Source organism: Bradyrhizobium genosp. L (assembly GCF_015624485.1).
Lineage (GTDB): Bacteria > Pseudomonadota > Alphaproteobacteria > Rhizobiales > Xanthobacteraceae > Bradyrhizobium.
In genome coordinates this window covers 560,938-580,869 of sequence record NZ_CP061378.1, presented here as the reverse complement: position 1 = coordinate 580,869, position 19,932 = coordinate 560,938, and the positions used below count along the sequence as shown (strand labels likewise).

The following is a 19,932-nucleotide window of genomic DNA, read 5'->3' as shown; positions in this document are numbered from 1 at the left end:
GTGTCACCCGATCAGATAATTGCTGCACTGCGAAATGAAAAGACTGTGTGCTGTCTTTCCCCGCGGAAATGTGAGAATCGGAGTTAACGCGTGATCGCGCGGCGTCCCGGTCGAAATAGTTGCCGTAGCACCTTGTTTGGGTGTGAACTTTTCGAGAAAAGCACGCCGCATCGCTTCGGATTCATGCTTCAGCGCGGCGCATCCATGACAGAAATGCGGCCGAAATCGAGAGCGACAGCACAAACAATGCGCATGCCGTGAACAACGCCACGCGTGCCGACGTCGCGCTCTCGACCGCGAAGAAAATCGCGCCGATCGCGGCGACGCCGGCCGCGTTGCCGATCTGTGTCGTCGTGCCATACATGCCGGAGCCGGCGCCGGCGCTCGCCGGCTTCACACTCGCGAGCACCGCGCTCGACAGCGGCGCCATCACCAGCCCCTGGCCGTAGCCGAAGATCATCAGCACCAGCGCGAGCAGCAGCGCCGACGGCGCTGCTGTGGCTTGAATCGTCGCAACGAGCGCGGCAAGGCCGACGAGCTGCAGGGCGCAGCCTTCGAGCAGCACCAGCGTGCCGCGATGTCGCGCGCGCCCCCCGCTGTGGCGCGAGGCAATCACGAACGTCAAAGTCAGCGGCACGAACACCAGTCCGGCCTGCAGCGGCGCGATCTGCAGGCCCTTCTGCATGAACATGGTCATGATCAGATAGAACGACAGATTGGCGAAGAAGAAGAAGAACACCGCGACCAGGCCGCGCATGAAGGCCGCATCTGCGAGCAGCGTGAGATCGATCAGCGGCATGCCGCCACCGCGCGCGACGCGACGCTCCAGCCGCGGGAACGCGGCGATGATCGCGATGCCGATTGCCATCACCAGCCAAACCGGTGCCGCCCAGTCGAGGTCACGCCCGAACAGCAGCGGGCCGATCAGACACAACAAGCCTGCGAACAGCACCACCGCGCCCAGAATATCCAGCCGCGTGCCGAGGCGACGCGGCGCCATCGGCATGATCATCAGCGCGGCCACGATGATGACGGCGCCGCAGGGCACGTTGACAAAGAACACCGCACGCCAGCCGAGCCCGGCGAGATCGAGCGTCACCAGCACGCCGCCGAGCACGAAGCCGGCGGCGCCGGCGAGCCCCAGCACGATGCCGTAGATGCCGAACGCCCGCGCCCGCGCGCCGTCTGCGAACAACAGGTGCAGCGTGGCCAGCACCTGCGGCACCATCAGCGCCGCGGTCGCCCCCTGCGCCAGCCGCGCGGTGATCAGCTCGGGACCGGATTGCGCCAGGCCGCACCACAGCGAGGTGATCGAAAAGCCGGCGACGCCCGCGACGAACACGTTCCTGGTGCCGTAGATGTCGCCGAGCCGGCCGCCTGTGACCACGAGCGTGGCATAGCCGATCAGATAGATCGCGATGACAGCCTCGATCTGCGCCGGCGTCGCCCGCAGCTCCGCCGCGATCGTCGGGATCGCGACGTTGACGATGAAGGCATCGACGCCGAACATGAATTGTGCGGCGACGACGATCGCGAGCACCCACCAGCGGCGGGATGCGTCCACCGGTGTCGAAACGATCTGATGCATGCGGGAAGGTCCTGCTGGAGAATTGGCTGCATCCGACATCAGCAGATCGTGGTCATCGCTGCGATTACCTCGGACGTAAGCGCGTGCTCACGGCTGCGTCATCCGGATCCCGGCTTCGCCCGGCCGGCGCGCTACCGCGCGACTTGCGTTGACGCGCTGGAAAACATTCCGGATGGCGGCAAGCACCGCCGGTTTGCGCAACGTCCATGCGGGCGCTGCAAGCCCGGAGCATTGCTATGCCCGGGCCCACCCCGTAGTTTGACGCCAAGCCCTGCAACAACAATAAGCCGGAGAGAACGACCCATGGCGCGCCTCAAATTCGGAGCCTTCCTCGCCCCGCATCACCCGATCGGCGAGCATCCGATGCTGCAATTCCGCCGCGACCTCGATTTCGTCGAGCAGCTCGATGCGCTCGGTTACGACGAATTCTGGTGCGGCGAGCACCATTCCTCGGGCTGGGAGATGATCGCCTCGCCGGAGATGTTCCTGGCCGCCGCCGGCGAGCGCACCAAGCGCATCAAGCTCGGCACTGGCGTGATCTCGCTGCCCTACCATCATCCGTTCAACGTCGCCCAGCGCATGGTGCAGCTCGACCACATGACCGGGGGCCGCGCGATTTTCGGCTCCGGCCCCGGCGCGCTCGCCTCCGACGCCCACACGCTCGGCATCGACCCGATGACCCAGCGCGACCGCCAGGACGAGGCGCTCGCGGTGATCCGCCGTCTGTTCAACGGCGAGCGCGTCACCGCCAAGACCGCCTGGTTCGAGATGCATGACGCCGCGCTGCAGCTGTTGCCGCTGCAGGAGGACATGCCGTTCGTGGTCGCCTCCCAGATCTCGCCGTCGGGCATGACGCTCGCCGGCAAATACGGCATCGGCATCATCTCGCTCGGCTCCATGTCGACGCAGGGCCTGATGGCGCTGCCGCAGCAATGGCAGTTCGCCGAGGACGCCGCGAAGAAGGCCGGCACCACGGTCAGCCGCGCCAACTGGCGCGTGCTGCTGTCCTGGCACGTCGCCGAGAGCCGCGAGCAGGCGCGGCGCGAGGCCGGCGCCGGCCTGATGCGCTGGCACAACGAATATAATGTCGGCACGCTGATGCGGCCGGGGCTGTCGCCGTTCGCCTCGCCGGACGAGGCCGTCGACAAGACCGCGTTCGTCGAAGGCGCGGCATCGACGATCGGCACGCCCGACGATCTCGTGAAGATGATCAAGAACCTGGTCGACGTCTCCGGCGGCGTCGGCTCGATCATCGGCTTCGTGCACGACTGGGCCAATCCGGAAAACACCCGCCGCAGCTGGGACATGGTCGCCCGCTACGTGATTCCGGAGATCAACGGCTATATCGACGGCCTGCGCAAGTCGCGCCAATTCGTGATCGACAACCGCGCGGTGTTCGAGCGCGCCGGCCAGGCCGTGATGGCCAAGATCATGGAGAACGACAAGGCCGCCGCCGCGCTCCAGCAAACCGGCCCCGGCCGCGTCGCCATCCCCGCGGTGAACGCGCCGGACCTGCAGAAGGCGGCGGCCAAGCAGAAGGCGTGACTGCATCTGCTCCTCGCAGCGCTCTTGCCACAACACAACTGTCGTCCCTGCGAAAGCAGGGACCCATAACCACCGAAGGCTATTGCATTGCTGCGCTGGGGCCGCAGCCTGCACTAACAACTCAACCCTGTGGTTATGGGTCCCGGGTCAAGCCCGGGACGACAAGTGGTTGGAGGTGGGCTCACGCCGGCGCGGCCACCGCGCCGATGCCGACCACCTCGATGCCGTCGACGCGGCCGCGGATCGGCAGCGTGCCGAGCTCCTGCATCGGAAATGGCGGTGTCGATGCAAAGCGCGCCATCGCCGCACGCGAGGCAAGGAAGCCGCCATCGACCTTGCGGCTCAGTTCCTCCAGCCGCGCCGCGGTGTTCATGACGTCGCCGTTGAACACGATCGCCGGCTTGACGTCGCCGATCTCGCCGACGATCACCGATCCGAAATGCAGGCTGCCGCGGATCTGCGGCACAGCGCCGAACTCGCGCTCGAACTGCGCCGCAGCCTTCTGGAGCGCGCGGCGCATCGCCACGAAACATTTGAGCGGGCGGCAATCGAGCGCGCCGGATTGCTCCGGCCAGGTCACGATGACCTCGTCGCCGATATAGTTCAGTACCTCGCCGCGGTAATCCACCACGGATTCCGTCAGCAGGCGGAAGGTGCGGTCGAGAAAGCGGTGAATGCCGATGCCGCCGAGCCGCTCGGCGAGCCCGGTCGATCCCGCGATGTCGACGAACAGCACGAAGCGGTTTTCCTCGACCGGCGAATGGTAGCGGCCGGAGACGAAGTTCAAGAAAACGCGCGGACCAATCAGATTGGCGATGCTGAATCCAAGATTCATGATCACCGAAATCACCGCCGAATAGGCGATGCTGCGCCAGAAGTCCTCGATCGACGTCTGCAGTTGCAAGCCGGCGGCGCGCTCGCCGACCTGAAGCAACTGGATCGCGATGATGAAAACCGCATAGACCGCGCTGCGGACGGCAAGAAGGGCAACGAGCGGCAGGCGGCGCAGCCGCTCCGAATCCTGCAGGACGAACAACTCGATGCCCCCGATCACCACGCAGGTCACGAAGGCGTAGGCAAGTGCCGCGATCAATTGCGGCGCCGTGTGGCGGCCTTGCACGAGATTGATCGCAATGCTCGCCAGCGCGCCGGCCACGATGATCGCAACGAGATAGTGCAGTTGTCGCTCGAGCTTCGCGTTCATTCTACTCGCCCTCAGCGTTAGCGAAGCTGATTCCGTTGTGCCGTCATTCCGGGGCGGCTAACCGCCTCCCCGATCGAATGCCTTGCGCAGCGCGACATAGCCGGCCTGCTGCTGGCTCCAGTTGCGGCCGCCGGTGATGGCGCCGTCGACGACGAGATCATGGCCGTTGATGAAGCTCGATTCGTCGCTCGCCAGGAACACCGCGGCGTGCGCGATGTCGTCGGGCAGCCCGGCGCGCGGGATCGGCTGCGCCGCCTTGTAGACCTCGCGCATGACTTCGGATGTCTTCTCCGCGGCTTCGGTCGGCAGCCCGAGCGCCTTGCCGAAGATGCCGGTGGCGATCGCGCCGGGCGAGATCGAGTTGACGCGGATGCCGGATTCGCCGAGCTCCATCGCCACGCATTTGGTGAAGTGAACGACGGCGGCCTTGGCCGCGCCATAGACCATCGATGACGAGAACCCGGCGAGCCGGCCGGCGATGCTGCCATTGTTGATGATGCTGCCGGAGCCTTGCTCGCGCATATAGGGTGCGGCGTGCTTCATGCCGAGCATCACGCTGCGCACCAGCGTGGCCATCGCGGCGTCGAACCGCTCGACCTCGAGGCCCTCGATGCCGCCGGTCTGCGCCGGACCGCCGGCATTGTTGAACAGGCAGTCGATCCGGCCGAATGTCTCGACCGCGAGCGCGATCAGCGCCTGCATCTGGTCCTCGACCGTGACGTCGGTCTGGCGAAACACGCAAGCCGGCCCGAGCTGCTGCGCCAGCGCCTCGCCCTCCGCCGCGCGACGGCCCGCGATCACGATCCGCGCGCCCTCCGCGACAAACACTTCCGCCGTGCGCAGCCCGATGCCGCTGGTCGCCCCGGTGATCACCGCGACCTTGCCGTCCAGCCGTCCCATGCCGATCCCCCATCCACGTCGATGGTCTGCACGGATATTCCCCGTCCGCTCCGGACAACGCAAGCTCACACCGGCTGGCGGGCTTCGAGGTCCGCCTGTGGCCAGAAGGACACAACTGGGGTTTTTCGGTCGCAGCGGCCTTATTTTGGGTCGTGTAATCACGTGAAGTGAAACGACCCATGGCGAAGTGGATCGACGAGTTCAAGCAGGGTTGGCAGGGCAATTCGCAGCCATCGGCGCTGCTTGCGACCAGCTTCGCGCTGCTGTGTCTCGTTTTGGCCACGGCCGCACGGTTCGCCCTCGCCCAGATCAGGCCGGATGTGTTCTTTACGCCGTATCTGCCGGCCGTGTTCTTTGCGGCCGCGCTTGGCGGCTACAGGATCGGGATCGCCACCGCGCTGGCGAGCGGCCTGCTCGGCGTCATCATCAATTTCTCAAGCACGACGGTCGATCCGGCCCGCTTCGCGCTGCTGATCATCTACTGGGTGGTGTGCGGTATCGCGATCTGGGGCGTCGAGCACTACCGTTCCCTGGTCGCGCAGCAGCGCGCGGTCTCCCGCCGCCTGATCGAGGAGGAGCAGTACCGCAAGCTCGTGGTCGACGAGTTGCAGCACCGGCTGAAGAACAAATCGTCGACCATTCATGCCGTGCTGCATCAGGTATTGCAGGATCGGCCCGATGTCTGGCAGCGCATCGACCATCGCATCCGCGCGCTCTCGGCAACCGACGATCTGATCGCGCGGGTCGATGGCTATGGCTGCGATATCAGGGATTTGCTGCGCTCGGAGCTCGGGCCTTACGGCCATGTGCGGTTCAACCTCAATGGCGAGCAGCTGTTCCTGCCGGCCAAGCTTGCAGTCTCGCTGGCGCTGATCTTCCATGAGCTTGCGACCAATGCCGGGAAATACGGCGCCTTCTCTTCGCCGCGCGGATTCCTGCAGGTGTCGTGGACCGTCGATGACGGCCGGCTCAATGTGATCTGGGATGAAACCGAGGGACCGGCGGTCGAGGCGATCGGCGATGCCGGCTTCGGCACCAAGCTGTTGAAATCGGCGCTGCGGCCGTTCGAAGGCAGGACCGAGATCAGCTACCTGAAGACCGGCGTCCACTGCACCATGCAGTGCAAGCTTCCGAACGGCTGACGCGACCGCGTTCCATTTTCGGACGCGAGATCGCAACCGCACCGAACGCAATCATTTTCGCAAGCGATGCCGCGCGGCATTGATACTCTGTTAATGACGATTGCTGCGACCGTCTGCGCAACGCGCCTTCGTCTCACCCTGTCACGGCTTTTCAGAGGTCCGCTTAACCAAAACTACAAGGGACTTTGCCAAGCTTCGCGGATGCATAATCTCACCAAAGACGATTTCCGAACCGACGCACCAACGTCCGATCATGACGACAATTTCCGCAGTGAATTGCGCGTTTTGCGTGACCTGCTGCAGCTGCTGCCCGCGGGTGTGACCGTCCAGGACGAGCACGGCGAATTCATCTTGGTGAACGAGGCGGCCGCCGCGCAACTGCAGCTCGCCGCCAACGCCATCCGGCCGCAGGCGCCGGCCGACGAACGCCACGCCGCCTCGCTCGAGCTGCTGCGCGGCGGCCGCCCGGTGGTGCTGGAGGAGGCGCTGACCTGCGGCGCGGCCAAGCACGTGTTCCTCACCTCGCACCGGCCGGTGCGGATCGCCGGCCGCAATTTGCTGATCTCGGCCTCGACCGACATCAGCGAGCAGAAGGCGTTCGAGGACCAGCTGTTCCGCTCCGCCTATTATGACGAACTCACCGGCCTGCCGACGCGGCGGGTGATCGAGCACAGGGTCAACGGCCTGATCCGCGACGATTCCGGCGGCCATTTTGCGCTCGCCTTTCTCGACGTCGACAATTTCAAGCACATCAACGACTATTACGGCCACGCGATCGGCGACGCGCTGCTGGTCGAGCTGTCGAAGCGGCTCGGCCATGCGCTGCGCGACACCGACATCCTGTCGCGTATCTCCGGCGACGAATTCCTGCTGCTGCTCAACCCGATCAACGGCGACCAGGAGGTCGCCGAATTCATCCACATCATGCAGGAGCGGCTGAAAGCGCCGTTCTTCATCGATCAGTCCGAGATCTTCGCCTCGACCTCGGTCGGCGTCAGCCTCTATCCCGCGCACGGCAGGAGCTACGACGAGCTGCGCCAGAATGCGGACATCGCGATGTACCGGGTCAAGAACAACGGCAAGGGCTCGATCGCATTCTTCGACGCCAGCATGGAGCGCGAGGCGCTGGCGCGGATGCAGATCGAGCAGTCGCTGCGGCTCGCGATCCTCGAAAAGCGCTTCTGCTGCGCTTTCCAGCCCAAGGTCGACATCCGCACCCAGGAGGTCAAGGGCATCGAGGCGCTGGTGCGGCTGCGCGACGACGAGGGCGTGATCCAGGCGCCCGGCACCTTCATCAATCTCGCCGTCGAGCTTGGGCTGATCGATGAGCTGACGCATCTGGTGCTGGCGGAGATCGTCAAGTCGATCGACCTGATCAATGACACGTTCGGCCCGACCACCACGATCAGCATCAATGTCGCCGCCAAGCAGGCCGCCAATCCCGAATTCATGCGCCCCTTCGCGCGCGCGATCGAGGACACCGGTTTCCCACAGCGCTTCATGATCGAGGTGACCGAAGACGCCTTCATCACCAAATCGCAGTTCCAGGACCAGATCCTGCCGATCCTTCGCGGCATCGGCGTCGGCATCTCGATCGACGATTTCGGCATCGGCTATTCGTCGCTGTCGGCGCTTGCCGACATCACCGCCGACGAGATCAAGATCGACCGCTCCTTCATCACCGACATCCATAAGCGGCCGCGCAGCCAGGGCATCTTGCGGGCGATCGAATCCCTGAGCGACGCGCTCGGCATGACCGTGATCGCCGAGGGGATCGAATCCTACGAGGAGCTCGCCTATCTGCAGGCGGCGACCAAGATCCGCTACGCGCAGGGCTACTACTTCGCCAAGCCGATCTTCCTCGAAGACCTGAAGCCGGCAACCCCCGTCGCCAGCGAGAGCCGCGCCAGCCTCGCCGCACGCCCGGCCCAGGAAGGCCGCCAGGGCTATTCCCGCGCCAGCGGCTTCCGGCGGTAAGTCACTTCACCTCGCCCCGCCAGCCATCCGCGGGGGCGCAGTGCCAAAACATCGAAAACAACCCCATGCAAAGGCGCCGGCGGCGGCCGACATGACGACTTGACACGTCGGGCAAATCAGCGACACAATTCCATTATTCCGAACTCATACATCCGTTGGCTTCGCTTGGGCTGGGTCGTGAACTCGTCAATCTGGGGATGGGCTGGTCGCCAGAGTCCTCTGTGCACCAATAGCGAATTGCTGCGTTGCCTCGAAAGGATCAGATGCGCCCGCACGGACGTGCGAGGCGGTGACGAGCTTTCCAACCGTCGAGGGTTCGATCGTGCCGATGCCTGGCAAGGCCCTCAGTCCGATCCAGATCCACAACGGTCAAATTGCCATCGACCCTGGCGGGCCCGTGGATCATAGTTTGAGCCTGCCGACCGGTTTGGTGATGAAGATGCTCCTGGATATAGGTCTTCGCGGTGGGGCCCTCGCTTTGCTGGTGCTTCTCGCGCTCGACGCCTTCTTGCAATTGCGCAAGAATCGGCTCGGCCGCATAACCCTTCTTCTCGACTTGTGCGGAATTGCGTTTCTCATTGAGACGGCTCCGCAATTTCACGAGAGCCACGCAGCGTGGATCCTCTTCTTGCGGGTGGCGAGCAATATGGCGGCCGCTGTCTTTGTTCTCTGGAGCGAGGAGGTCTTCGACGACACGGCCAGGCCGCCATGGATTGGTTGGGCAGCCCTGGGTTTGATGGCCTTGCCTGCCATCTGGGCCGTGGTCGCCGACGCATCATGGGCCTGGCTCGCTACCCATGTCTCCGCCCTGATGCTCGTGGTGGTCGCGATCGGTCGCGTTCTGCTGGGCCGAGCCAACGACCTGATCGAAACGCGCCGCCGGGATCGGGTCGTGTTCGCATGGGGTCTGGGCCTCACGATCGTGGGCTGCACGCTGATTGGAGCAAGCAATGTCGAGATGACGCCTGCGCTTCCCGGCGTGCTGGGCATCGCCCTTGCTGCTGCCCTGCTCCGCATGCATAGGGCAAGCTCGATCTCCGCGGTCGCCGCCGCCCCACCAGCACCGGAGCCGGTCCCATCAACGTTCGGCATGACGGAGCCGGAAGCGGCGCTGTATCAGCGTTTGCTGACGACCATGGAAGTGGAGCGGGCCTACCGCGACGGCAGCATGACCATTGCGAGCCTGGCCAAACGGCTGGCCACGCCGGAATACCGGTTGCGTCAACTCATCAATCAGCGGCTCGGGTACGGCAACTTTGCCCGCTTCATCAACTCCTTCCGGCTGGCGGAGGCGCGCGCGGCCCTGGCCGATCCCGGTCAGGTGCGTGTCCCGATCCTGACGATTGCGCTGGATGCCGGCTTCGAGTCGATCGGCCCGTTCAATCGGGCGTTCAAGGTGCAAGCCGGAGAAACTCCAAGCGAATTCCGCAGACGAGCCCTGGCGGAGCTGGTCTGACGCGCCGATTGTCGGAAACGGCCAGATTTTGCGGGTTTCGGCGATCCTGAGCGCGACTTTCGGCGCGACCGGCTCGGCCCTGGCCATCATGTTCGCATGCCCGCACAGGAGATGCCCATGATGCAACCCGGTTCACCGACGACCCACAGGCTCCTCTATATCGACAATCTACGTTGGTCGGCGATCAGCATGGTTGTGGTCATGCATGCCGCCGTCATCTACTCGCCGTTTGGAAGCTGGTACTACCGCGAGCATCCGCCGCTGGACCGGATTACCGAGGTGGCCTTTGCGGCCTACCAGACGTTTCAGCACGCAGTCTCCATGGGGCTGCTGTTCGGCATCGCTGGATACTTTGCCGCCGGTATGGTCGCCCGCCGCGGCGTCGTCGGCTTCATGCAGGAACGGCTGTATCGTCTCGGCTTGCCCCTCCTCCTATATATCGGGCTGATTGGACCGCTGACAGAGTATTACATAGCGGGATCATGGTGGTCGCAGCCGCGCCGAAGTTTCACGGAGGACTGGCTGCGCCACCTCTCCAACGGCCAACTTCTCGACGGCTCCGGCCCGCTCTGGTTCTGCCTGGTGCTGTTGCTGTTTTCCTGCTGCTTTGCCCTGCTGTGCAGATTCCGACCGATCGGCCAGCCCTCCGCCCGGTCGGTACCGAGCCTCGCCCTTGTGCTGGGCTTTGTCCTCGTGATGAGCGCCGTGACGTTCGCGGTGGGGCTGCTGGCGCCGGAAGGCCGCACCATCCTCAACATCGCCATTCACGACGCGCCGCAGTACCCCTTCATGTTCGCCGCTGGGGTCGCGGCGTGGCGGGGCGATTGGCTGCGACAGATTTCGAGCGGCGCGGGACGGCGCTGGCTGGCTTGCGGGCTGGTGGGGAGCATTGCGCTGTGGGCAGCGATCGTCGTCTTCGGAGGAGCCCTCGAGGGTCGGCTGGCCGACTACGGCGGCGGTTGGCATTGGCAGGCGGCAGGCATGGACTTTTGGCGATCGGCAACGTGCGCCTCGCTCAGCCTAGGGTTGGTGGTGCTGTATCGCGACCTGTTCGACTGGCAGGGTCCAGTGACCAGGTTCCTGAGCCGGAATGCCTTCGGCGTTTACGTTCTGCACGCCCCTGTGCTCATCGCGGTGACCCGCGTGATGCACGATTGGACCGTCGCCCCGCAATGGAAATTCCTGTTGGCAAGCCTCGTCGGCGTGGTCGCCAGCTTTCTGGTCGTCGGATTGCTGGCTCGGCGCGTTCCGGGGCTACGCGCAGTACTGTAAACGTTGCAACACCGTCGGTGCGTCGCCACCCGGTATGCAAGCTCGCCGCAATCTACCTTGCCTAAGCCCGCATTACTTCTCCAGCACGGGAAGCGGCGGCACGCTGTCGTTGGCGGCGCCGGCCTGCATCGTGATCAGAGTCATCGAGACCAAATCGTAGTAGCCCATGATGCCGATGATATCCATGATGCCCCGCTCGCCGAATTTCGCCAGCGCCGCCTTGTAGACGGCGTCGTCGACCTTTCTGTCGCGATAGAGCGCGATGCCGAGATCGTAGAGCGCGGCCTCGTCATCCTTCATGGCTTCGGGCCGCGCGCCCTTGGCAATCGCGTCCGCGATCTTCGGGTCGAGCCCGCCCTTCATCGCCAGCGGGTAATGCGCCGACCATTCATATTGCGCGGTCCAGTGCCGCGCCGTGATCAGGATCGCCATCTCGCTGAGCCGCGGCGGCAGCGAGGTGTTCCAGCGCAGATATTCGGACAGGGCCGACAATCTCGGTGCCAGGTCGGGATCGCGGATATAGGCGCGATAGGGCGGCGCGGTGAACTTGGCGTTGCGCGGCGGTGCCGAGATCAGGTCGGCCCAGGCCTTCTGCGGCGGCGACAATTCCTCGGCCTTGAGCGGCGCGAATCGGGTGGCCTCCTCCGCGCGGGCCGGCGGCGCCGCGAGCATGAGCACCAGAATGCTTGTCGTCAGCAGTGTTCTCATTGTCGTTCTTCCCTTTTTCGATGCGGACGTTCTGCCGCCCTTGCCGGTCGCGCGAGCTTAGTCACGACCAGGGTGGATGCAACGGGATACCGCCAATGCAGCCACAACCAGCGCGCTCAGCACAGGAACCTGCCGATTAAGCGTTGAGTAACCGGTTTTGCTAACGCCTTGTGCGAACTCTGCATCGTAAGCATTGCAACGGGGAATGGCAGGCGTGGACCGATGCAGGGGCAGGTGGGCGTCCTATCCGGAGAGGCTTCGAGCTGGCGGCGGATCGCGTCGACCATCCGCGGCCCGGTGCTGTGGCTGACCGTCTGCGGCGCCTTGCTGGTCGCCGCGATCTTCGTCGGCACGACCATGATGATCGGCGAATTCCGCGAGCGGGCGCTGGCCAACAGCGAGCGCGAGCTGGAAAACACCGTGCTGCTGCTCGCCCGCCATTTCGACCAGCAGTTCGAGGATTCCGACACCATCGCCTCGAACATGATCGACAAGCTGCAAATATCCAGCATCACCTCGCCGGAGCAGTTCCGCGCCCGGATGTCGACGCCGGAAGTCCATCAGATGCTGAAGGCCAAGGGCGTCTCGTTCCTCGGCCACCTCGTGCTGTTCGATGCCGACGGCAAGGCCATCGTCTGGTCCGCCGACTCGACGCCGCCGGCCAAGCTCAACATCGCCGAGCGCGACTATTTCAAGAGCTTCAAATACGACGCCCATCCGGAGCCAGTGCGCGCGGAGACCCTGCGCAGCCTGATCGTCGGCGGGCTGAGCACCGTCATTGCCCATCGCCTGACCGGGCCGGACGGCAGCTTCCTCGGCGTCATGACCCGGCGCATCGATCCCCTGAACTACGAGAAGTTCTTTGCTTCCGTCGCGCCCGGGACGAGCGCTGCGATCGCCATGTTCCACACCGACGGAACGATGCTGGCGCGCTACCCGCATGTCGACGAAATGATCGGCAGGAAACTCAGCAAAGCCCCGCTGGTCGATCAGGTGGCGCGACAGGGCGGCCAGCGGACCCAGCGGCTCGCGAGCCCGATCGACGGCATCGACCGGCTCGGCTCGGCCGTGCGCCTGACCCATTTTCCCGCGGTTGTCGTCGCCACCAACTCGATCGATGCGGCGCTGGCCGACTGGCGGGCGCAGACCCGCTTCCTGATCAGTGCCGCGACGCTCGCGGCCACGATCGTCGCGCTGGTGCTGTTTGTCCTGATCAGGCAGATCTGGCGGCAGAACCGCGAAGCGCAGCTGCGGCTGGAATCCGAGCGGCAGCGGCTCGACACCGCGCTCAACAACATGATGCAGGGTCTCGTGCTGTTCGATGCGTCGGCGCGGATGGTGGTCTGCAACCAGCGTTATCTCGACATGTGCAGGTTGTCGGCCGAGCACATCAAGCCGGGCTGCAGCTTTGAGGACGTGATGCGGCAACGCAACACCGCGGGAACGTTCGACGGTGACGACGTCGAGGCGTTCTGCGCAACGGTGCGGACCAGCATCGCCGCCGGCAAGCCGGTCGATGTGATCACCGCCACCGCCGATGGACGCTATCTCTCTGCCGTCAGCCAGCCGCTCGCCCATGGCGGCTGGGTGGCGACCATCGATGACATCACCGAGCGGCTCAACCTGGAGCGGGAGCGCGACCGCAACAACGCCTTCCTGCGCGAGATCGTCGACCATATCCCGTCGCAGATCACGGTGAAGGACGCCCATACCCGCCGCTATCTGCTGGTCAACCGCGTCGCCGAGACCCATTTCGGCACCGCGCGCGACAACATCATCGGCAAGACGCCGCATGACCTCTTCCCGTCCGACGCCGCCGAGGTCATCGCGGCGGATGACGAGATCGCGCTGCAGTCCACCGGCGGCCTGTTCAAGGACGAGCACCTCTGGCACAGCCATGTCACCGGCGACCACTACATCACCTCGCGGCGGATCGGGATCCGCGACCATGCCGGCACGCCGCGCTACATCATCACCGTCGTCGACGACGTCACCGAGCGGCGCCGCGCCAACGAGCGGATCGCCCACCTCGCGCATTACGATGCGCTGACCGACCTGCCGAACCGCGTCCTGTTCCGCGAGCAGATCGAGCGCGAACTCAGCAGGGCGCGGCAGGGGCGGCCCTTCGCGCTGCTCTATATCGACATCGACGAATTCAAGGGCATCAACGATTCGCTCGGCCACCATGTCGGCGACGAACTGCTCAAGACCGTCGCCGGCCGGATCAAGGCCTGCCTCAGCGAAGGCGACCTGATCGCGCGGCTCGGCGGCGATGAGTTCGCGGTGATCCAGTCCTCGATCGGCTCCGCCGCCGATGTCGAGGCCTTCGTCGCCAGCGTGCATCGCGCGATCCGCGAGCCCTGCGACTGCCTCGGCCATCATCTGTCGACCGATGCCAGCATCGGCGTCGCGCTGGCGCCGCAGGACGGCACCGAGCTCGACCAGCTGATCCGCAACGCCGACATCGCCATGTATGCCGCCAAGGCCGAGGGCCGCCGCACCCACCGCTTCTTCGAGCCCGAAATGGGCGCGCATGCCCGCGCAAGGCTGACGATGGAGCAGGACCTGCGGCAGGCGATGAATGACGGCGGCTTCGAGATCCACTACCAGCCGCTGCTCGACCTCGCGAGCGGCGAGGTAACCTGCTGCGAGGCGCTGTTGCGCTGGCGCCATGCCAAGCGCGGCATGATCTCGCCGGTGGAATTCATCCCCGTCGCCGAGGACACCGGGCTGATCGGCGAGCTCGGCGAATGGGTGCTGCGAACCGCCTGCATGGAGGCGGCGAGCTGGCCGGATCACATCCGCCTGGCCGTCAACGTGTCCCCGATCCAGCTCAAGAACATCAGCCTGGCGCTGAAGGTCGCGAGCGCGCTCGCCGCCTCCGGCCTCAAGCCTGACAGGCTCGAGCTCGAGATCACCGAAGCGGTACTGATCGGCGACGACGAGGTGGCGCTGGCGATCCTGCACCAGCTTCGCGCCATCGGCGTCCGCATCGCGCTCGACGATTTCGGCACCGGCTATTCCTCGCTGAGCTATCTGAAGCGGTTCCCGTTCGACAAGATCAAGATCGACCGCAGCTTCGTCAGCGACATCGCGGTCGACGGTTCCGCGACCATCGTGCAGTCGGTGGTGAACATCGCCACCTCGCGCAACATGACCACGGTGGCGGAAGGCGTCGAAACCGAACAGCAACGCAATCTGTTGCGCGAGCTCGGCTGCACCGAGATGCAGGGCTATCTGTTCAGCCCGCCCAAGCCCGCCGCCGAGCTCAGGCGGCTGCTCGGCGCGCGCGACAAGCGCACGCGCGCGCGGGCCTGACGCGCACCTACCGCTGCACCGCACGCTGGCCTATATAGGCTCGGTCCCACGGCCCGCGCGAAGGTGTCTGCCATGCAGCCTGTATCTATCCTCCTGAACATCCTCTGGATTTTGATCGGCGGCGCATGGATGGCGGTTGGCTGGCTGATCGCCGCCGTGATCATGGCGATCACCATCGTCGGCCTGCCCTGGGCACGCGCCGCCTTCAACATCGCCGCCTATACGCTGTTGCCGTTCGGCTCGCGCGCGGTGCGCCGCGACGAGCTGACCGGCCAGGGCGACATCGGCACCGGACCGCTTGGCCTGATCGGCAATTTGATCTGGTTCGTCCTGGCGGGCTGGTGGCTTGCGATCGGACACCTGATCACCGCCATCCTGCTCGCGGTGACCATCATCGGCATCCCCTTTGCCTGGGCGCATCTGAAGCTCGCCGGCATCGCGCTGTGGCCGATCGGCAAGGCGATCGTGCCGGCCTGACGCTGAGTTAAAGGCTCTTCAATCGCCGCGCTTCACTGATCGCGGCCGCGCCCGTGGCGCGGCTGCGATGGCAGCCGTGTGACCCAGTTCTTAACGAATTGGGTCTAATTTGCGGCATCCACCCTCGTGAACAGTCTGTCGCCTGGTTTCTGGGCGCGGCGCTCAGCAACATCTGAAGAGGCAGAATGCCGGCTCTCAAGACCCTTTTGTCGTTCCGCTCCGTCGGCGCGAAGCTTGCGATCATGACCATTGTCGGTGCGATCTGCATGGCGCTGGTGGCGTCCACCGTGCTGTGGATCGCGCGCGACCAGCTCGTCACCGAGCGCACCGAGAAGGCGCACGCGGTCGTGGACGTGGTGTGGAACCTGGCCGACGGCTACTACAAGGCCTACAAGGCCGGCCAGATGACGGAAGAGGAAGCCAAGAAGCGCTTCCTGGAGGCCAACAATTCGGTCTGGTACGAGAACCGCAGCAACTACGCCTATATCTACGACTACGAAACCGGGCTCTGCGTCTCCAACCCGGGCATCCCGCAATTCGTCGGCAAGGATATGCGTCCCAACAAGGACGCCGACGGCATGCCGTTCGCCGTCATGCTGATGGACATCGCGAAGAAGGGCCAGGGCACCCTGCGCTATTCCTTCCGCCGCAGCGGCAGCGACCCCACCCCGCTTGCCAAGGTCGCCTTCACCCGCGGCTTTGCGCCATGGAATCTGATGATCGGATCGGCCGAGTACATGTCGGAGGTCGACAATTCGTTCTGGTCGATGGTGCAGACCGCCTCCGCCGTCATCGCCGTGCTGATGCTGATCTCGATCGCGATCGCCTGGGCGGTCGGACGCAGCGTGGTGAAGCCGCTGACCAGCCTGAAGCAGCGCATGGCCTCGCTCAGCGCCGGCCAGCTTGACGCGCCGGTGGCGCACGCCGACCGCCGCGACGAGATCGGCGAGATGGCCCGCACCGTGCAGGTGTTCCGCGACGCGATGCTCGAGACCAACCGCCTGCGCGATCAGCAGGCAGCCACCGAGCAGCAGCAGAGCGAGCGGCGAAAGGTCGACATGAGCCGTCTTGCCGATCAGTTCGAAAACGAGGTCGGCGAGATCATCGAGCTGGTGTCGGTCGCGGCGAGCCAGCTCGAGCAGTCGTCGACCAGCCTGTCGAAGACCGCCGAGACCGTCGAACAGGTCAGCAACCGCGCCTCCAATGCATCGGGCGAGGCGGCGGCCAACGTGCATTCGGTGGCGGCCGCCAGCGAGCAGCTCGCATCCTCGATCGGCGAGATCAGCCGCCAGGTCGGCGCGTCGGCGCGGATTGCCGACGAGGCCGTGACGCAGGCGCAGAAGACCGACGCCCGCATCAGCGAATTGTCGCAGGCCGCGAGCCGGATCGGCGACGTGGTCGATCTGATCCAGACCATCGCCGGACAGACCAACCTGCTGGCGCTGAACGCCACCATCGAAGCGGCGCGGGCCGGCGAAGCCGGCAGGGGCTTTGCGGTGGTGGCCTCCGAGGTGAAGTCGCTCGCCGAGCAGACCGCGAAGGCGACCGACGAGATCAGCCAGCAGATCACCGACATCCAGTCGGCGACCCGGGATTCCGTCAGCGCCATCAAGGAAATCGGCGCGACGATCGCGCGCATCTCGGAGATCTCCGCCTCGATCGCGACCTCGGTCGAGCAGCAGGGCTCGGCGACGCAGGAAATTTCCCGCAACGTGCAGCGTGCGGCCGAGGGAACGTCGCAGGTCGAGACCAGCATCGCGGACGTTCAGCGCGGCGCGTCCGAGACCGGCGGGGCCTCGTCGCAGGTGCAGGCCGCCGCCCAATCGCTGGCCAACGAGAGCAGCAGGCTCAAGCGCGGCGTCGCCGGCTTCCTGAGCTCGATCAGGGCGGCGTGACGTGCTGACGTGATGCAGTCGCGTCGGCTCATCTCTCGTTCCGTGTAAGGAACGCACCGGCGGAAGGGTTCCCTCCCCCCTTGCGGGGGAGGGAGCCTGAACAGCGTGCTCACCTCACATCGCGGTGTCGCACACCTGGACTAACGCGCCGCTGCGCAGCCGGGAATGTCGAACACCGCGGTCAGGCCGCAGGGCGAGTTGAGCATCTTGCCGCCCTCATGGCCGACGCCGGGCACGTCCCAGACGTTGTGGTTCGGCGTGCCGTTGTCGCGGGCCTGCATCGCGGCAACATAGGCGTGGCCGCGGGCATAGCGATACGGCCCCTCGGCTTCCGCCATGCAGGACTTGTCGAGCGCGGGATGATTGGGATTGGTGTCGAGCGTGCCCAACAGGTAGATCACGCGTCGCGCGACATAGGCCTGCTCCAGCGCGGCTGGCGTCGGCTCGGCCAGATAGGGCGGCCGATCATCCATGCCGAACTTCCAGCGATTGAAGCCGTGGCAGCTTGCCGCGATCTCGGGCATCGGCCGGTCCTTGGTGAAATAGGCGTATGACGAGGGATTGGCGACCACGAAGCGCACGTTGATGCCGGCGCGGATCAGCGCCTGATCGCCCTTGGTCGCGATCGCGTAACGCTGCACCACCTGCCCGCCGCCGGAATGGCCGAACACCACGACCTCCTTCATGTTCGGAAACAGCGTGCGGTCGCCGAGCTTCGCCAGGATGGCGTCGAGCGCATCGAACGAGCTCGCGGGGCCCGGCGCGATCGCCGGCTCGCCGCCCTGCCAGCCATAGAGGCTCCAGCGCAGCGTGTCCTGCGGCAGCTTGAACGCCGCGACGTCGGGTTCGATCAGGAATTGCGGTGCGATCATCAGCGTGTGCTTGCCGGCCTCGCCGGCCGCTTGCTGGGCGCTCAAGGCGGCGCGAAAATAGTCGTCGGCATTGCGCAGCACGCCATGCAGCACCAGGACCGCGCGCGTGACGTCCGGCAGTGGGTGAGACCAGTCGGTCGAGAGGTAGAGCGGAAAGTTAGCCTTGCCGACCGCGATCCGCGCGCTGGCGATCTCCTTGACCGGCTTCTGATCGCGCTCCTCTTGCGCAGGTGTGGCCGATACGACGGGTGCGTAAGCCGCCGTCACGGCGAGCAACGCCAGTGCCGCAAGCGAGGATCGATGACGCATTGTTCAACTCCTGTCGGTGACCCACCGCTGCTCGCTGCGATCGGGCCCACGTCATCGCATGCCCGGTGCGATTTGAGCATGAAACTTTGGAAAGCCATTACATCGCACCTCAGGCGGCGAGCCGCCCGCGATTGTTGGCAGCGAGGATCGGGCGGATCAGCCGACCGAACCGCTCCGCCTCCTCGTCGTGCAGATAGCCGGACAGGCAGAACGAATGGCAGCCGGCGTCGATGAACGCCTGCAGCGTCGCGGCGCATTGCTCGGGATTGCCGACCACGGCGATGCCGGCGCCGGGCCTCACCTTGGTGATCCCGGTCCACAGATGCGGCATCAGGAGATCGCCGTAGTCGCGCGCGAGCTGCTGCACGCGCTGGTTGGCTTCCGAGCTGACGTAGAGCGTCTTCATCTCCTGCTTCTGCCGCTCGGTGGCGTGACGCACCAGTTGCTCCGCCGCCGCCCAGGCGTCGGCCTCGCTCTCGCGGCAGATCACCTGCAGCCGCATGCCGAAGCCGATCGCATCCTCGCGGCCGTACGCGCGTGCCAGTTGCCTGATCTCGGCAATGTTTTCGGCGATGCGCGCCGGCAGGTCGCCCCAGAACAAATGCACGTCGGAATGCTTCGCCGACAACTCCCAGGCCTGCCGCGAACCGCCACCGAGATAGAATTTCGGAAACGGCTGCTGCAGCGGCCGCGGCCGGATATGCGCGCCGGAGAGCTGATGGAACTTGCCCTCGAAATGCACCGGGCCGCGCGCGGTCCACAGCGCCTTCAGGATCGAGACCTCCTCCTCCATCAGCGCGTAACGCTTCTCCTTGGCGTGACGCACGCCTTCGGCCTCGACCTCGCTCTCGTTCTGGCCGGCGATCAGGTTGATGCAGATGCGGCCGCCCGACATCTGGTCGAAGGTCGAGATCATCTTCGCCAGCAGCACCGGATTGATGTAGCCCGGCCGTGCTGCGATCAGCGGCTTGATGAACGAGGAGCGCGCCGCCATGAACGCGCCCGTGATCCAGGCCTCCCAGCACACCGAGCCGACCGGGATCAGGAGATATTCGAAGCGGGCCGCCTCGGCGGCCTTGACCACGCGCTCGCACAGTTCCGGCGAGCCCGCGATCTGCGCCTCCATCAGCCCGTAGGCCGTAGTGTCGCCATGCGTGGGCAGATACCAGCCGAATTCCAGCGGACGCATCGGTCAACTCCCTCGAAAACGGCCTCTTCCGCGGCCTGTCATATCGGCCCGGCAGCTTACAGCCTGTGCCCGGCCAGACA

Annotated in this window: 14 protein-coding genes; 8 read left to right on the top strand and 6 right to left on the bottom strand. The window is 65.3% G+C overall.

Going from position 1 to position 19,932, the window contains the following annotated elements; all coding sequences use genetic code 11:
* Positions 1-181: 181 nt before the first annotated feature.
* Positions 182-1,588, bottom strand: a complete 1,407-nt coding sequence (locus IC762_RS02670) for an MFS transporter (RefSeq protein ID WP_195787115.1) — start codon at positions 1,586-1,588, stop codon at positions 182-184.
* Positions 1,589-1,891: 303 nt separating this feature from the next.
* Here IC762_RS02670 and IC762_RS02665 point away from each other — a divergent pair, with 303 nt between their 5' ends.
* Positions 1,892-3,133 (top strand): LLM class flavin-dependent oxidoreductase, encoded by a 1,242-nt coding sequence (locus tag IC762_RS02665; protein WP_195787114.1) that lies wholly within the window; start codon positions 1,892-1,894, stop codon positions 3,131-3,133.
* 181 nt (positions 3,134-3,314) lie between these two features.
* Here the strand turns inward: IC762_RS02665 and IC762_RS02660 are convergent, their stop codons facing one another.
* Entirely contained in the window at positions 3,315-4,337 is a 1,023-nt protein-coding gene (locus IC762_RS02660; protein WP_195787113.1) for an adenylate/guanylate cyclase domain-containing protein, read from the bottom strand.
* Between the two features lie 57 nt (positions 4,338-4,394).
* A complete protein-coding gene (locus IC762_RS02655; protein ID WP_195787112.1) occupies positions 4,395-5,237 on the bottom strand; it encodes an SDR family NAD(P)-dependent oxidoreductase in 843 nt (280 codons plus the stop codon).
* Between the two features lie 179 nt (positions 5,238-5,416).
* Between IC762_RS02655 and IC762_RS02650 the strand changes: the two genes are divergently transcribed.
* The 4 genes from IC762_RS02650 (at position 5,417) to IC762_RS02635 (ending at position 11,084) form a co-directional block, all read left to right on the top strand.
* Entirely contained in the window at positions 5,417-6,379 is a 963-nt protein-coding gene (locus tag IC762_RS02650; protein WP_195787111.1) for a sensor histidine kinase, read from the top strand.
* A gap of 201 nt (positions 6,380-6,580) precedes the next feature.
* On the top strand, positions 6,581-8,356 hold the full coding sequence (locus tag IC762_RS02645) for a putative bifunctional diguanylate cyclase/phosphodiesterase (RefSeq protein ID WP_195787110.1): 1,776 nt from the start codon (positions 6,581-6,583) through the stop codon (positions 8,354-8,356).
* Between the two features lie 328 nt (positions 8,357-8,684).
* Positions 8,685-9,812, top strand: a complete 1,128-nt coding sequence (locus tag IC762_RS02640; protein ID WP_195787109.1) for an AraC family transcriptional regulator — start codon at positions 8,685-8,687, stop codon at positions 9,810-9,812.
* A gap of 117 nt (positions 9,813-9,929) precedes the next feature.
* The gene (locus IC762_RS02635; protein ID WP_195787108.1) at positions 9,930-11,084 is read left to right on the top strand and encodes an acyltransferase family protein; all 1,155 of its coding nucleotides are present in this window, start codon (positions 9,930-9,932) and stop codon (positions 11,082-11,084) included.
* Between the two features lie 72 nt (positions 11,085-11,156).
* Here the strand turns inward: IC762_RS02635 and IC762_RS02630 are convergent, their stop codons facing one another.
* On the bottom strand, positions 11,157-11,792 hold the full coding sequence (locus tag IC762_RS02630) for a carboxymuconolactone decarboxylase family protein (protein ID WP_195787107.1): 636 nt from the start codon (positions 11,790-11,792) through the stop codon (positions 11,157-11,159).
* A gap of 222 nt (positions 11,793-12,014) precedes the next feature.
* Here IC762_RS02630 and IC762_RS02625 point away from each other — a divergent pair, with 222 nt between their 5' ends.
* The 3 genes from IC762_RS02625 (at position 12,015) to IC762_RS02615 (ending at position 17,482) form a co-directional block, all read left to right on the top strand.
* Entirely contained in the window at positions 12,015-15,110 is a 3,096-nt protein-coding gene (locus IC762_RS02625; RefSeq protein WP_195787106.1) for a bifunctional diguanylate cyclase/phosphodiesterase, read from the top strand.
* Between the two features lie 72 nt (positions 15,111-15,182).
* On the top strand, positions 15,183-15,587 hold the full coding sequence (locus tag IC762_RS02620) for a YccF domain-containing protein (RefSeq protein WP_195787105.1): 405 nt from the start codon (positions 15,183-15,185) through the stop codon (positions 15,585-15,587).
* Positions 15,588-15,772: 185 nt separating this feature from the next.
* Positions 15,773-17,482, top strand: a complete 1,710-nt coding sequence (locus tag IC762_RS02615; protein WP_195787104.1) for a methyl-accepting chemotaxis protein — start codon at positions 15,773-15,775, stop codon at positions 17,480-17,482.
* A gap of 140 nt (positions 17,483-17,622) precedes the next feature.
* Here IC762_RS02615 and IC762_RS02610 read toward each other — a convergent pair whose 3' ends face one another.
* Positions 17,623-18,663: an alpha/beta hydrolase gene (locus IC762_RS02610; RefSeq protein ID WP_195787103.1), complete on the bottom strand. Its 1,041-nt coding sequence runs from the start codon at positions 18,661-18,663 to the stop codon at positions 17,623-17,625.
* A gap of 109 nt (positions 18,664-18,772) precedes the next feature.
* Positions 18,773-19,852: an LLM class flavin-dependent oxidoreductase gene (locus IC762_RS02605; RefSeq protein ID WP_195787102.1), complete on the bottom strand. Its 1,080-nt coding sequence runs from the start codon at positions 19,850-19,852 to the stop codon at positions 18,773-18,775.
* Positions 19,853-19,932 lie beyond the last annotated feature (80 nt).

Bases quoted from the DNA above. Each gene is read 5' to 3' on its own strand.
- IC762_RS02670 (WP_195787115.1), bottom strand. From the start codon at position 1,588: ATGCATCAGATCGTTTCGACACCGGTGGACGCATCCCGCCGCTGGTGG.
- IC762_RS02665 (WP_195787114.1), top strand. From the start codon at position 1,892: ATGGCGCGCCTCAAATTCGGAGCCTTCCTCGCCCCGCATCACCCGATC.
- IC762_RS02660 (WP_195787113.1), bottom strand. From the start codon at position 4,337: ATGAACGCGAAGCTCGAGCGACAACTGCACTATCTCGTTGCGATCATC.
- IC762_RS02655 (WP_195787112.1), bottom strand. From the start codon at position 5,237: ATGGGACGGCTGGACGGCAAGGTCGCGGTGATCACCGGGGCGACCAGC.
- IC762_RS02650 (WP_195787111.1), top strand. From the start codon at position 5,417: ATGGCGAAGTGGATCGACGAGTTCAAGCAGGGTTGGCAGGGCAATTCG.
- IC762_RS02645 (WP_195787110.1), top strand. From the start codon at position 6,581: ATGCATAATCTCACCAAAGACGATTTCCGAACCGACGCACCAACGTCC.
- IC762_RS02640 (WP_195787109.1), top strand. From the start codon at position 8,685: ATGCCTGGCAAGGCCCTCAGTCCGATCCAGATCCACAACGGTCAAATT.
- IC762_RS02635 (WP_195787108.1), top strand. From the start codon at position 9,930: ATGATGCAACCCGGTTCACCGACGACCCACAGGCTCCTCTATATCGAC.
- IC762_RS02630 (WP_195787107.1), bottom strand. From the start codon at position 11,792: ATGAGAACACTGCTGACGACAAGCATTCTGGTGCTCATGCTCGCGGCG.
- IC762_RS02625 (WP_195787106.1), top strand. From the start codon at position 12,015: ATGCAGGGGCAGGTGGGCGTCCTATCCGGAGAGGCTTCGAGCTGGCGG.
- IC762_RS02620 (WP_195787105.1), top strand. From the start codon at position 15,183: ATGCAGCCTGTATCTATCCTCCTGAACATCCTCTGGATTTTGATCGGC.
- IC762_RS02615 (WP_195787104.1), top strand. From the start codon at position 15,773: ATGCCGGCTCTCAAGACCCTTTTGTCGTTCCGCTCCGTCGGCGCGAAG.
- IC762_RS02610 (WP_195787103.1), bottom strand. From the start codon at position 18,663: ATGCGTCATCGATCCTCGCTTGCGGCACTGGCGTTGCTCGCCGTGACG.
- IC762_RS02605 (WP_195787102.1), bottom strand. From the start codon at position 19,852: ATGCGTCCGCTGGAATTCGGCTGGTATCTGCCCACGCATGGCGACACT.